Below are 12,944 nucleotides of genomic sequence, written 5' to 3' on the forward strand. Positions count from 1 at the left end.
ACCCGCCCGGATGGCTCATCCGGATGACCCGCCCGGATGGCGCGGAACCGGGACGGATAGGCTGTTCAACAGTTGTTGATTTTCCCGAGTCCCAGCTGCGCGCGCCCCTGTGGCGGCCGCGCGGCATCCGAGGGAGCGAAGCGCCATGCGCATCCTGTTCACCGCCCAGGCGAGTTACTCGCACCTCGCACCGCTGGTGCTGCCGGCGGCCGAGAGCGCCCGGCAGGCGGGCCACGAGGTGGCCGTCGCCACCGGCAACGCTGTCGCGGAGCACATCGAGAAGCGCGGGCTGACCGCGCTGCGGCTGCCGAACGTCGAGGGAATGGCGGACGTACTGCAGCGGGGCGATGTCCGTCCGCCCGCGGCCATGCGCCAATTCGGCTCCGTCACCATCGAGTTGGACCCGGACTTCTTTGCCTCCGCCTTCGTCGGAAAGCTGGCCGGCCCCTCGGCGCACGACCTCATCGACGTGGCCCGGGACTGGCGCCCCGACCTGATCCTGCACGAGTCCACCGAGTTCGGCGGCTATCTGGCGGGCGAGCGGCTCGGCATCCCGCACGGCGCGCTGGACATCGCCCCGATGGCGCCGTACGACCACCCCGCCGTCACCGAAGAGCTCAACAAGCACCGCGCCGACCTGGGCCTCAGCTCCATCACCGACCCCTGGCACGTCTTCCGTGCCTTCCGTGCCGGCGTCGTACCGGAGGAGTTCTACCCCGAGGCGAGCCGCCTGCCGAGCGCCCACTACTACCGCCTGCCGATGCCTGCGGGCGGGGCGCCCCTCGACCCCGAGATCGCCCGGCTGCCCGCCGACCGCCCGCTCGTCCTCGCCACGCTGGGCTCGAACGCCACCCACTTTCCCGGCGGCGGAGTCCTGCCCCTCCTCGACACCATCATCGAGACGCTCGGGGACCTGCCGGTCACCGGTGTCGTCGCGCTCGGCGCGGGCACCGACCCGCGGGAGTGGCAGGGCGCCCGCGCCGACAACGTCCACCTCACCTCGTTCGTCCAGCAGGAACTGCTCCTGCAGTCCAGCGATGTGTTCCTCACACACGCCGGCTTCAACGGGACCCGGGAGGCGCTGGCGGCCGGCGTCCCCGTGGTCGCCGTACCGCTCTTCGCCGAGCAGTCGTACAACGCCGCCCGGCTGCAGGAGATCGGCGCCGGCCGCCGGATCGACGTCCAGGACGTCACGCGCGCGTCGCTGACCGCGGCCGTACGCACCGTCCTGGAGGACCGCACCTACCGCGCCCGCGCCCAGTCCCTCCAGCGCCGCTCCCACGCGCTCCCGGACCTGACCCGCCTCGCGGCGGACGCGGCGGCGGCGACGGGCGCGAAGGCCGGGGCCGCCTGACCGCTTGGGCCGCCTGACCGCTTGGGGCCGCCTGATCGCTTGAGACCGGGCCGGCTCGTACCGTGGGGACATGATCGTTCGTCATGGGACGGGCCGGCGCCCGGCATACCCGGCAGCAGCGGCGGTGTTCGCGGTGGGCATGGCGGGCACCACGCTCCCCACCCCGCTGTACGGCCTCTACCGCGAAGAGCTGGGCTTCTCCGAGCTGATGGTGACGGTGGTCTTCGCCGTCTACGCGATCGGCGTCATCGCCGTATTGCTGCTCGCGGGCAACTACTCCGACCGGGTCGGCCGCCGCCCCGTGCTCCTCGTGGCGCTGGCCTTCTCGGCACTCAGCGCGGTCTGCTTCGTGGCGGACTTCCTGTCCGGTTTCACATCCGGGGCCGGGCTGCCGCTCCTCTTCGCCGGCCGGCTGCTCTCCGGATTCTCGGCCGGGCTCTTCAGCGGCGCGGCCACGGCGGCGGTACTGGAACTGGCGCCGCCCGAAAGGAAGTCGCGCGCCGGTTTCGCCGCGGCCGCCGCCAACATGGGCGGCCTCGGCTGCGGCCCGCTGCTCGCCGGGCTCCTGGCCCAGTACGCCCCCTGGCCGCTCGCCCTGCCCTACCTGACACACCTCGCACTCATCGCGGTGGCGTGCGTACTGGTCCTGCTCCTGCCCGAGACCGTCGACCACCGTGAGCGGTGGCCGGGCCTCCGGCCGCAGGGCCTGGTCGTACCCCCTGAAGTGCGTAGTGTGTTCGCGCCCTCGGCCCTCGCCGCCTTCGCCGGCTTCTCGCTCCTCGGCCTGTTCACCGCGGTGGCGCCGGCCTTCGTGTCCCAGACCCTCGGCGTGGCGAACCTGGCCGTCTCGGGCGCCGTCGTCTTCTCCGTCTTCCTCGGCTCGACGGCCGGCCAGTCGCTGACCGAAAAACTGGGCGCACGCCGGGCACTCCCGGTCGGCTGCCTGGTCCTCGTGGTGGGCCTCGCCCTCGTGGCGACGTCCCTCGCCGTCGAGTCCCTGCCGGCCCTGGTCGTCGGTGCCCTGTGCGGCGGCATCGGCCAGGGCCTCGCCTTCCGCGCGGCCCTGACGTCCGTCGCGGCCGCCGCACCCGCCGAACACCGCGGCGGCACGATCTCCACCTTCTTCGTCGTCGCCTATACCGGAATCTCCCTCCCGGTCGTCGGCGTCGGTGCCCTCACCGTCGCCCTCGGCCTCCGCGCCGCAGGGCTGACCTTCACGGCCTGCGTCGCCGTACTGGCCGCGGGCACGGCCGTCCACCTGCTGCGCGGCTCAAGGCACAACTGACCGGCAGCGCCTTCACGCCAGGGGCCTCCCGCGCGCGGGGCCTCCCACGCGCGGGCCAACATGCTGGGCCGAGTGCAGCAAAGCAGGTGTGCCGGACCGTGCCGGCGGAGATCTCCCAGCAGCGGAGCGTCAGCGACCCGCGCAGGGACGGTCGGGGAAGGGCACGGTACGGGAAGGGTGCGGCATGTCCGGAACACAGCAAGAGGACGCGGCACCGGCCGACAGTGAACCGCGCCATCGGTGGACGCACACGGCGAAGGTGATTGTCAGCAGCCTCTGGTTCCCGGCGCTCTTCTTCTTCGGCTTCCTCTTCTGCTACCTGCTCGCCTTTCACAACCCCACCCCGCACGACATCCGGGTGGCCGTGCCCGCCCGGGCGGCGACCCAGGTGCAGCAGACGCTCGACAAGGCCGTCCCGGGCGGGTTCGAGGTGACACCCGTATCCGGCGGTGACGCCGCCCTCCGCAGCGCGGTGAAGGACCGCCGTGCCGCCGGCGGCTACCTCCCGGATCCGGCCCACCCCGCCCTGTACACCGCGAAGGCCGGTGGCTTCGAGATCGAGGCTGTGCTGCAGCAGGTGTTCACGCCGATCGCCGAGCGGGGCGGCGCCCGGCTCAAGCAGGTCGAACTCGCGCCCACCGCGCCCAAGGACGGGATGGGCACCAGCCTCTTCTACCTCTGCCTGGGGCTCACCATCCCCTCGTACATCATGGTGATGATGATGCTGCGGGCCACCGGCCTCAGCCGCTGGAAGAAGGTCGTCACCTTCGTCGTCTCCGGGGCCGTGATGGCCGTGGCCGCCTTCTACATCGCGCTCGCGATGGACTGCATCGTGGACCGGCCGATCTGCCTGCTCTATATGTTCATGCTGAGCCTGGCGGTCTCGCTGACCTGCTACGGGCTGGTGCCGTTCGTGCGGCAGTTCTTCCCCGGCGTGGCCATCGTCATCTTCGTGCTGCTGTCCATGCCGGCCAGCGACGGCGCGATCCCGGTCGCCATGGTGCCGTCCTTCTTCCGCTGGCTGCATCCGTACATGCCGCTGGGCAATCTGGTCGACGCGCTGCGCAACGAAATGTACTTCGGTGGCGCGGAGCTCTTCAGGCCGCTGCTGGCGCTGAGCATCTGGATCGCCGTCGGTATCGTGCTGATCTGCGTCGGGTACTTCTGGGAACGGCACCGGGTGAACGTGGCGCGCTCCGGTGGGGACGACGAACTCACCGCCTCCGACCTGGAGGAGTCGGTCCAGGACCCGACGTTCGAGATGCCGCAGCCGATGCCGGTACGCGCCGCCACCCACTACATCGGGGCCTCCGAGCCGTTGCTGGCCGGCCGCATCCGGGACACCCAGTCGCAACCGCTGCACGGTGTACTGATCACCGTGACCACCACCGACGGACGGCAGCTGACGCGCACGCGGACCGACGAACACGGCGAGTACAGGCTGACCGGGCTCCCGGAGGGCTTCATCAACGTCATCGCCGGCGGGCCGCGCCGCATCCCGTCCATCAAGCGGGTGTACATCAAGTACGGGAACCTCGCCCACCAGGACTTCGTGCTGCGGCCGCGGCCGCAGGACCCGGCACCCGGGAGTGGCGGAGCCTCGGCTCCCGCAACGTAAGGGATCAGTAAAGACTTCCCGTCGTACGATGTCCTTCGGAATACCCATGCGAGCGGGCGAGTTCGTACTCGGCGAGCCCGCCACTCTTCCCGCTTCCGGAGGTCCCAGGTAATGCCCCGAACGATGGCCCATCGACGCACAGGCGGGATCGTCCCCGTCCTCGCCTTCGCCGGCATCACGGTCGCGGTGATGCAGACGCTGCTCGTACCGGTCATCAAGGACCTGCCCGCCCTGCTGAACACCGCGCCGACGAACGCCACCTGGATCATGACGGCCACCCTGCTCGCCGGTGCCGTCGCCACCCCGATCATGGGCCGGCTCGGCGACCTGTACGGCAAGCGCCGCATGCTGGTCACCAGTCTCGCGGTGATGGTCGGGGGATCGCTGGTCTGCGGGTTCACCAGCGACCTCCTGGTGATGATCGTCGGCCGTGCGCTCCAGGGCTTCGCCATGGGCGCCATCCCGCTCGGCATCGGCCTGATGCGCGACGAGCTGCCCCGCGAGAAGCTCGGTTCCGCCCTGGCCCTGATGAGCTCTTCCATAGGCGTGGGCGGCGGGCTCGCACTGCCGCTCGCCGCCCTGGTCGCCCAGCACGCGGACTGGCACGCACTGTTCTTCGGCGCCGCGGGCCTGGGTGTCCTGGCGATCCTGCTCACCCTGGCGGTCGTGCCGGAGAGCGGCGTCCGGGCCGAGGGCCGCTTCGACGCCGTCGGCGCGCTCGGCCTCTCCCTCGGTCTCGTCCTGTTCCTGCTGCCGATCACCAAGGGCAGTGACTGGGGCTGGAGTTCCGGCACCACGCTCGGTCTCTTCGCCGCCGCGCTCGTCGTCCTCGTCCTGTGGGGCCTGATGGAACTGCGGATGAAGGCCCCGCTGGTCGACCTGCGTACCACCGCGCGCCGCGAGGTACTGCTCACCAACCTCGCCTCGATCACCGTCGGCGTCGCGTTCTACGCGATCTCGCTCGTCCTGCCGCAGCTGCTCCAGCTGCCGACCGCCACCGGCTACGGCCTGGGCCAGTCCATGGTCGTCGCGGGGCTGTGCGTGGCGCCGCTGGGCCTGACGATGATGTTCACCGCCCCCGTCTACGCCCGGCTGTCGGCGCGGTACGGTCCGAAGCTCACCCTCATGGTCGGCATGCTGATCATCGCGGTCGGTTACGGCGCGGGGCTCGGCCTGATGAGCGCCGCATGGCAGACCATCGTCATCTCGGTCATCGTCGGCGCCGGTATCGGCCTCGCCTACTCCTCCCTCCCGGCACTGATCAACGGCGCTGTCGACCCCTCCGAGACGGGCGCGGCCAACGGACTCAACACCCTGATGCGTTCCATCGGTACGTCGGTGTCGAGCGCCGTCATCGGCATGGTCCTCGCCAACACCGCCCACCACGCGGGATCGGTGGCGATACCCACCATGCAGGGCTTCCGCATCTCGTTCCTCATCGCCACCGGGGCGGTCGCCCTCGGCCTGCTGCTCGCGGTCTTCCTGCCGCGCGGCCGGGGCATGTCCACACCGCAGCTGCTGGCCAGCAGCGAGGAGGCGGCCGAGCCGGAGCCGGAGCGGGACACCCGGGCGGCGGTACCGGTGAGCCCGGGGCCCCGCGCCGGTTTCCGCGGGCGCGTTCTGGACCCGGCCGGTGTGCCCGTGGCCCGCGCCAGGGTGGCGCTGATCGACCCGCGCGGACGCCGGGCCGGTACCGCGCTCACCGACCACGACGGCCGTTACTCGGTCGCCGTCCCGGACGGCGGCGCATACGTACTGGCCGCCATGGTCGCCGGGCACGCCCCGCGCGCCTCGTCGGCCGTGCACCCCGGCGAGGACCGCCCGGTCGAGGTCGACCTCGTCCTCACGGCCGCGACGACCGCGGCGGGGGAGCGCCGTACCGCGGTACAGAGCTGAGCAGTCCGGGGGTCATCCGAGGATCAGCGGGAGTTTCGCGGCCAGGCTGCCCAGTTCGGCCCGCTCCGCTTCGGTCGGGGCCCGCCGTCCGGTACCGACCAGCAGCGCGTCCCGGTCCGAGAACGAGGCGGGGAACGCAGCCCCGGCGATCTTCTCCAGCATCTCCCGGGACCGGGCGAGCCCCTCGGCGGGGGGTTCCGGCGCTTCCGGGAGGTGCGCGATCAGGTCGAGGTGGTGCAGCGTCCACTCCAGTACGTACGCGGTGAGGTAGTCGCCCGCGGTGAGGACCATGTCCTGGGTACTGACCCGGAGGTCCGGGTCGGCGAGCGCGGCGGCGCGGCCGGCCGCGGAGCCGACGTCGTCGAGATGGAACGTGAGCAGCCCGGGGTCCCCGTACGCGGCGGCCAGCCGGACGGTCAGCGCGTCGAGGGGGTCGTCGCCGGTCGGCGGCGTGTCGGCGACGTTCCAGTACGTCACCGCGTCGTGGGTCGGCGCCGTATCGGCGGGGGTCACCAGGGTGATCAGGACGTCCTGCGCGTCGATGACCAGATGGCACACGAGGTCCCGCACGAGCCAGCCGGTACAGCCGGACGGCCGCGCGAAGTCCTCGTCCGAGAGCCCGGCGACCGCCATGCGCAACGCCGTCCACGAGCGTGAGAAGAGATCCACCTCGGCAACGTAGTGCGGTGCCGAGGCGGCGGACAAGCGCAATTGGCCGGCCGGACCGGGTAGCCGGACGATGCCCGGACCGGTCAGTCCTGCGTGGCGTTCCGGCGGGCGGCGGCCGCGTCGCGGCCGGTCGCCAGGTGCCGCGTCACCAGCTTCTCGACCCGCGCCACGTCCCGGTCCGCGACGGCCTCGTAGAGCTCTTCGTGCTCCTTCGCCATGGCCATGAGGTCGTCGTGCTGCCCCAGCAGCCAGCGCATCCTGCTGCGCAGCGTGCGCTCCAGTTCGTTCAGGAGCTCGTTGTCGGCCAGCGAGGTGACCGTCTCGTGGAAATCGGCCGCCGCCCGCCGGGCCCGTACCGCGTCGCCCTCGCGCGCCGCCGCCAGCTCGGCGTCGAGGTCCGCGCGGAGTCTCGCCAGCCCGGCGCGGGTACGCCGCTGGGCAGCGAGCCGGAACGCCAGCATCTCCAGCGCCGACCGCACCTCGTCGAGGTCGGCGATGTCCGTCGGCGCGAACTCCCGCACCACCGCCCACGTCCGCGGACGCGGCGTCACCAGCCCCTCGGTCACCAGTGCCTTCAGCGCGTCCCGGATCGGCAGCCGGCTCACCCCCAGCTCCGCGGCGAGTTCCCGTTCGACCAGCTTGCTGCCCGGCTCGCGGACACCGTCGATGATCTCGTTGCGCAGCTGCCGGGTGACCCGCTCCGACTCGGGCTCGAACCCTTCAGACCCTGTTGTCATACCGTTGATTCTCTCATCGGCCCGCACCACGTCCGGCACTCCGTACGGGGCCCCTGACGGGTACGCGTACTACGTCAGCTCGCCGTCGCGGGCGACGACCCGGCCGCCGTGCACCACCATGTCCCGCGCCGGCATGTCCACGACGATCTGCGGTACGCACTCGCCTCGGAGGAGCAGGAAGTCGGCCGGGGAGCCGGGGGACAGGTCGGCGCGGTCCAGGTGCATCACATCGGCGCCGCCGTGCGACCCCGTCTCGTAACACCCCGTCAGCTCCGCGTCGAGACGGTTGTCCCGGACCCAGCCGAGCAGATGCGCGCGGTGCAGCATGTCGGCGTTGCCGAAGGGGCTCCACGCGTCGCGCACCCCGTCCGAGCCCAGCCCGACCCGCACACCGTGCTCCTTCAGCCGGGCGATCGGCAGGACCAGCTCCCCGCTCGGCGCCACGGTCGTCAGCGCGATGTCCAGGTCGCCGAGGTCGGCCGCCACCCCGGCCAGCTCGGCGTCGGACAGGCCCGGCAAGCAGAACACATGGCTGACCGTCACCTTGCCTCGGAGCGACAGCGCACGGGTGCGGTCGATGATGCCGCGCAGCGCCGTGAGGCCCTGCTCTCCCCGGTCGTGCAGATGGATGTCCACACCGACGCCGTACCGGTCCGCGAGGCCGAAGACCAGGTCGAGCTGCTCGTCCAGCGCCTGATCGAAACCGATCGGGTCGATCCCGCCGATGAAGTCCACGATCCCGCTGCGCACCGCCTCCCGGAGCAGCGCCGCCGTACCGGGCGTGCGGATGACGCCGTGCTGCGGGAACGCCACGATCTGCACATCGAGCGCGTGCCGCAGCCGCTCGCGCGCGGCCGCGACGCCTTCCACGCAGGTCAGGCCGTAGGCGGGGGCGATGTCGGCGTGCGCGCGCATGGCCCGCGTGCCACGGGTCACGGCGTGCGCCATCAGCCCGTGCGCCCGCTCGGCGACGGACCGGCTCTGCCGCTGGAACAGCTCCACGTCCTGGGCCGCGTAGTCCGCGATGCTGCTCGCCGGCTTGCGCGACTCCCAACTGCCGCCCCACGTCGTCTTGTCGGGGTGGATGTGCGCGTCCACCAGCGCCGGCAGGGCGATGCGGCCGCCGCCGTCGATCACCTCGGCGCCCTCCGGGGCCCGCCGGTCCGTGATACGGCCGTCGATGACGGTGAGGTCCACCGCGTGCTTCGCCCCGAACGGCCGCACATCACGGAAGACCACCGGGCGCGCGGGCCGCTCAGGGGAAGCGGCCCGCGCCTGCGGCACGGCCGCGGACAGTACGGTGCCGGCGCCCGCGAGCGAGGCGGCACCCGCGAGAACACCGCGACGGGACGGCTGGGAGGGCGGAGGCGTCATCGGAACTCCTTCGGGGAGGGGCGGTGGGACGGGCAGTACGGACCCGTGCGCTCCACAGCCACCGGGGAGGCGGCGACGGAGTACACGGGCCAAGAGGTGCGGCTACAGCGGCAGCCCCGCGCGCACCACGCGCTGCGGCTTCTTGAGCACGGAGACGTCGGCGAGCGGGTCGCCGTCCAGCACGATCACGTCGCCCGCGAAGCCGGGTGCCAGCCGCCCCGCCGTCCGCTCCATACCGAGCAGCCGGGCGGCGCCCGTGGTGGCGGTGCGGATCGCATCGAGCGCCGGCAGGCCCGCCGCGCGCATCAGCTCCACCTCCCGGCCGATGGGCTTGACCGTCCCGCCGGAGGAGTCGGTGCCCGCCGCCAGCGGAACGCCCAGCTCGTGCGCGGTACGCACCGCCTCCTTGAGGACCGGCAGATACGTGCGGCCGCGCTCGGCGAGCACCGGGTCGGGCGAGTCGATCATCCCCGCGATGGGGGACAGCGTCGGCGTGAAGTACGTCCCCCGGCGCCGCATCTCGTGCAGGGTGCGCTCGCCGACGAACACACCGTGTTCCAGCGACCGGATCCCCGCCCGCACCGCGTCGTCGCAGCCGCGCTCGCTGTAGCTGTGGCACAGCACGCCCTTGCCGCCGCGCCGCGCCGTCGCGACGATCTCGGACAGCTGCTCGTACGAGTAGACCTGGGCCAGCGGGTCCTGCTCCGGCAGTCCGGCGCGCTCGTTCACCCGCGTCTTGATCACGTCGGCGCCGCGGGCGAGGTTCACCTGGACGACCCGGCGCAGCGCCTCGTCCGACCGCACGCCGTTCTTCAGCCGCGCGAGCGGCGTCAGGTCCGGGTCCGCGAGCACCGTGTCGCCCAGCTCGGGCGTGACGAAGACACCGGCGGCCCGCAACCGGGGCGCCAGCTCGGGCGCCTGGCGCGCCAACTCCCGTACGGCGATGTCCTGGTAGAAGTTGGTGGAGCCGCTGCGCGCACTGGTGGCGCCCTGGCGGACCGCGTCGCGCGCCTCGGTGGCGGTGTTGAGGTGGATGTGCGCGTCGACCAGCCCCGGCAGCACCCAGCGGCCGTGCGCGTCGAGGCGCGGCGCGCCGGCCGGCACATCGACCTTCGCCCGGGCCCCGGCGGCCTGCACCACGCCGTCGCGGATCACCACGACAGCGTCCTCGATGACGTCACCGGTCGCCGGGTCGAGCAGGGTGCCGCCCTCGACGACCAGGTCGCCGCCGCGCTGCGCGCTCCGCGCCGGACCGGCGGCGGATCCCCGCGCCGGGGCGGCAGCGGCGCCCGGAGCCGCCGAGAGGGCGGCGGCCGTACCGGCCAGGGCCGCGGCACCGGCGAGCACACCGCGGCGGGTGACCCGGCTGGGCGGGGGCGGGACGGACTCGACACACATGCGGGCTCCTCGGGCTTTGCGTACAACCGAATGCCATTTGGTATCCCAAATTGAAGACCAGGGCAAGGTTTCCGGCCGATCGCCGCCCGCATATGGGGAGAAATGGGGTGGTTGTCCCCGCCTCGTTTCCCGAGTTCGGTATGCCATTGCGCGCGATGCTTACGAGGCCCCGAGCCTCAGGTCAGATTCAGCCCGCCGTCCAGCACGATCACCTCACCGGTGAGGTAGCTGCTGTCGATCACCGACGCCACCAGCCCGGCCACGTCGGCGGGCCGGGCCGGACGGTGCATGGGCGCGCGGTCCCGCCACAGCTCGTGCGCCTGCGTCCAGTCCTTCGTCATCGGGGTGTCCACCAGTCCGGGCGCCACCGCGTTGACCCGGACCTCGGGCCCGAGCGCGGCTGCGAGCAGCCGGGTCACATGGTTCAGCGCGGCCTTGCTCGCCGCGTACGGCACCGACGAGCCCTTGGGACGCACCCCGGCATGGCTGGTGATGTTCACGATGCTGCCGCCGCCGGGGGACCGGCGCAGTGCCGGAAGCGCTGCTGTGCACAACACCCATGGCGCGATCAGATTGACCTCCAGCAGCTGCCGCCAGTCCGCCGGTGTCGCCGCGGCCAGATCGTCGTGCGGGATCGGCCAACTGATGCCCGCGTTGTTCACCAGCACGTCCAACCGCCCATACCGGCCGAGCGCCGCCTCGACCACCCCCCGGGCCTCCTCCTCCACCGCCAGGTCCGCCCGTACGTACGCCCCGCCGAGCTCCGCGGCCAGCGCCTCGCCGGCCTCAGTACTGCGCCGCGAGTGCACGACGACCCGCATCCCGTCCGCCGCCAGCCGCCGCGCGACGGCCTCCCCGATGCCCGACGTGGACCCGCTGACCAGGGCGACGGGCCGGTCCGCCTGCTGCGTCTCCGTCTTCATGCAGCGGATCTTGTCACGGTCCTCGGGTCCCCCCGCGGTGGCCGGTACCCGTCCCTTGTAGCGACGCCGTACCCACCTGCACCGCCAACTGCGAGAAATCCTCTCCCCGAGCGAAGCCACCGTCCATAGGCTGCCCTTGTCGGGCGAGCGGCGGCCGCTTTCCTCGTGACTCACCGAACGGTTCACCGGAGGGACGTGACGACATGCAGCGGACGGCAAGCGCCGCGGCGCTGGTGTTGGCAGTGGCATTGCTCGCAGGATGCGACATGGAGGAGGGCGGGGACCGGGCCGTCGGGTGCGCGCGGTTCGCACTCGCGGTGTCCGATGCCATAGGTGACCTGGAACATGCCGTACTGGAGTCCGCGCTCGACCGCGAGGCGGACGCGGCCATCGATTCGCTCGACGCGTCGGTCGCCGAACTCAGGAGGCGCTCGTCCGGCGCGGAGGTACAGGAAGCCGCCACCGCAGTCAGCCGGGCGGCAGCCGAGGTACGCACGGCGATCGCCCAGGACCGCCAACCCGACCTGGGCCCCCTGCGCACCGCCGGCCTGCAACTCGTCAGGACCTGTCCCAAGGAAGCGGCCTCATGACACGGATGGGCAGGTGCCGGTAGCTACCTGGAGTACCGGAACCCGCTGCGGTACTCGGTCGGCGTGGTGGCCAGTTGGCGACGGAAGGCCCGGATGAGGGTATCGACGGTACCGAACCCGCAGACTCCGGCGATGCGGTCGAGCGTCGCGTCGGTCGACTCCAGCTGATGACGGGCGAGTTCGACGCGGGCGGCTTCGATATAGGCGGCCGGCGTCATGCCCAGTTCGGTCTTGAAGATGCGAGAGAGCTGCCGCTCGGAGACATGAGCGTGGGCAGCGAGGTCGGCGAGGCTGAGGGGACGGGACAGGTTACGGGTGATGTAGTGCCGCAGGTCCTCGATCCGGCGAGTGGTGGAGACGGGTTCGAGCGGTACGGAGAACTGGCTCTGCCCGCCGGGCCGTTTGAGGTACATCACGAGCTGCCGGGCCACACGCAGGGCGACGGCTTCGCCGAAGTCCTCGGCGACCAGGGCCAGGGACAGGTCGAGGCAGGAGCTGATGCCCGCGCCGGTCCACACGGCACCGTCACGAATGAAGATCGGGTCGGCGTCCACGGTGACGGCAGGGTGATCGGCGGCGAGCTGGCGGGCAGTGGACCAGTGCGTCGTGGCGCGCTTCCCGTCGAGCAGGCCCGCGGCGGCCAGGATGTGCGCCCCGACGCACACGGAGGCGATCCGGCGTGACGCACCGGCGAGCTGCTTGACGCGGGCGGTGACATCCGGGTCCGCCAGGGCGCTCACGCGCCGGTCGGCGTCGATGCGTACGGAGCCGGGCACCAGAAGGGTGTCAATGCTCTGACCGGCCACCTCATCGAACGTGATGTCGGGGAGGACGCGTACCCCCGCCGAGGTGGTGACCGGGTCCAGCGTTTCGGCGGCCAGGAGCACGCGGTAGCCGGTGTTGCTGCCGGTACCGGTGCCGGTGCCGGTGTCGGTGTCCGTATCGAGCTCGCGTTGCAGCAGGGCGAACACCTCCGGTGGGCCGGTGATGTCCAGCAGGTCGACGTCGTCGAAGACAACGATGACAACGAGCCGTTTCGATGCGGCGGCCATGCCGTCCCTCTCTGCTCTGCCTGCCCGATGTCTGGATCTGCAAATTGG

Annotated in this window: 11 protein-coding genes; 5 read left to right on the forward strand and 6 right to left on the reverse strand. The window is 72.0% G+C overall.

Annotated elements, in window-relative coordinates:
- Nucleotides 1-145: 145 nt before the first annotated feature.
- The 4 genes from CCS38_RS09695 (at nt 146) to CCS38_RS09710 (ending at nt 6,153) form a co-directional block, all read left to right on the forward strand.
- Nucleotides 146-1,354, forward strand: coding sequence for a glycosyltransferase (locus tag CCS38_RS09695; protein WP_223732797.1), 1,209 nt, complete (start codon nt 146-148; stop codon nt 1,352-1,354).
- A 70-nt stretch (nt 1,355-1,424) separates the two neighbouring features.
- The gene (locus tag CCS38_RS09700; RefSeq protein ID WP_223732798.1) at nt 1,425-2,639 is read left to right on the forward strand and encodes an MFS transporter; all 1,215 of its coding nucleotides are present in this window, start codon (nt 1,425-1,427) and stop codon (nt 2,637-2,639) included.
- Between the two features lie 184 nt (nt 2,640-2,823).
- Nucleotides 2,824-4,257: a carboxypeptidase regulatory-like domain-containing protein gene (locus CCS38_RS09705; RefSeq protein WP_223732799.1), complete on the forward strand. Its 1,434-nt coding sequence runs from the start codon at nt 2,824-2,826 to the stop codon at nt 4,255-4,257.
- Between the two features lie 123 nt (nt 4,258-4,380).
- Nucleotides 4,381-6,153: an MFS transporter gene (locus CCS38_RS09710; RefSeq protein WP_223732800.1), complete on the forward strand. Its 1,773-nt coding sequence runs from the start codon at nt 4,381-4,383 to the stop codon at nt 6,151-6,153.
- Nucleotides 6,154-6,165: 12 nt separating this feature from the next.
- On the opposite strand, the gene CCS38_RS09715 is transcribed toward CCS38_RS09710, so the two are convergent.
- The 5 genes from CCS38_RS09715 to CCS38_RS09735 form a co-directional block, all read right to left on the reverse strand.
- The gene (locus CCS38_RS09715; RefSeq protein WP_223732801.1) at nt 6,166-6,822 is read right to left on the reverse strand and encodes a maleylpyruvate isomerase N-terminal domain-containing protein; all 657 of its coding nucleotides are present in this window, start codon (nt 6,820-6,822) and stop codon (nt 6,166-6,168) included.
- 83 nt (nt 6,823-6,905) lie between these two features.
- On the reverse strand, nt 6,906-7,559 hold the full coding sequence (locus tag CCS38_RS09720; protein WP_223732802.1) for a GntR family transcriptional regulator: 654 nt from the start codon (nt 7,557-7,559) through the stop codon (nt 6,906-6,908).
- Between the two features lie 69 nt (nt 7,560-7,628).
- Entirely contained in the window at nt 7,629-8,933 is a 1,305-nt protein-coding gene (locus tag CCS38_RS09725; protein ID WP_223732803.1) for an amidohydrolase, read from the reverse strand.
- Between the two features lie 102 nt (nt 8,934-9,035).
- Nucleotides 9,036-10,331, reverse strand: a complete 1,296-nt coding sequence (locus tag CCS38_RS09730) for an amidohydrolase family protein (RefSeq protein ID WP_223732804.1) — start codon at nt 10,329-10,331, stop codon at nt 9,036-9,038.
- A gap of 176 nt (nt 10,332-10,507) precedes the next feature.
- The gene (locus tag CCS38_RS09735; RefSeq protein WP_223732805.1) at nt 10,508-11,254 is read right to left on the reverse strand and encodes an SDR family NAD(P)-dependent oxidoreductase; all 747 of its coding nucleotides are present in this window, start codon (nt 11,252-11,254) and stop codon (nt 10,508-10,510) included.
- 203 nt (nt 11,255-11,457) lie between these two features.
- Between CCS38_RS09735 and CCS38_RS09740 the strand changes: the two genes are divergently transcribed.
- Entirely contained in the window at nt 11,458-11,844 is a 387-nt protein-coding gene (locus CCS38_RS09740; RefSeq protein ID WP_223732806.1) for a hypothetical protein, read from the forward strand.
- Nucleotides 11,845-11,867: 23 nt separating this feature from the next.
- Here CCS38_RS09740 and CCS38_RS09745 read toward each other — a convergent pair whose 3' ends face one another.
- The gene (locus CCS38_RS09745; protein ID WP_223732807.1) at nt 11,868-12,896 is read right to left on the reverse strand and encodes a GlxA family transcriptional regulator; all 1,029 of its coding nucleotides are present in this window, start codon (nt 12,894-12,896) and stop codon (nt 11,868-11,870) included.
- Nucleotides 12,897-12,944: the final 48 nt, after the last annotated feature.

The sequence above is a fragment of the Streptomyces purpurogeneiscleroticus genome (assembly GCF_020024005.1).
Lineage (GTDB): Bacteria > Actinomycetota > Actinomycetes > Streptomycetales > Streptomycetaceae > Streptomyces > Streptomyces purpurogeneiscleroticus.

Bases quoted from the DNA above. Each gene is read 5' to 3' on its own strand.
- CCS38_RS09695 (WP_223732797.1), top strand. From the start codon at position 146: ATGCGCATCCTGTTCACCGCCCAGGCGAGTTACTCGCACCTCGCACCG.
- CCS38_RS09700 (WP_223732798.1), top strand. From the start codon at position 1,425: ATGATCGTTCGTCATGGGACGGGCCGGCGCCCGGCATACCCGGCAGCA.
- CCS38_RS09705 (WP_223732799.1), top strand. From the start codon at position 2,824: ATGTCCGGAACACAGCAAGAGGACGCGGCACCGGCCGACAGTGAACCG.
- CCS38_RS09710 (WP_223732800.1), top strand. From the start codon at position 4,381: ATGGCCCATCGACGCACAGGCGGGATCGTCCCCGTCCTCGCCTTCGCC.
- CCS38_RS09720 (WP_223732802.1), bottom strand. From the start codon at position 7,559: ATGACAACAGGGTCTGAAGGGTTCGAGCCCGAGTCGGAGCGGGTCACC.
- CCS38_RS09725 (WP_223732803.1), bottom strand. From the start codon at position 8,933: ATGACGCCTCCGCCCTCCCAGCCGTCCCGTCGCGGTGTTCTCGCGGGT.
- CCS38_RS09730 (WP_223732804.1), bottom strand. From the start codon at position 10,331: ATGTGTGTCGAGTCCGTCCCGCCCCCGCCCAGCCGGGTCACCCGCCGC.
- CCS38_RS09735 (WP_223732805.1), bottom strand. From the start codon at position 11,254: ATGAAGACGGAGACGCAGCAGGCGGACCGGCCCGTCGCCCTGGTCAGC.
- CCS38_RS09740 (WP_223732806.1), top strand. From the start codon at position 11,458: ATGCAGCGGACGGCAAGCGCCGCGGCGCTGGTGTTGGCAGTGGCATTG.
- CCS38_RS09745 (WP_223732807.1), bottom strand. From the start codon at position 12,896: ATGGCCGCCGCATCGAAACGGCTCGTTGTCATCGTTGTCTTCGACGAC.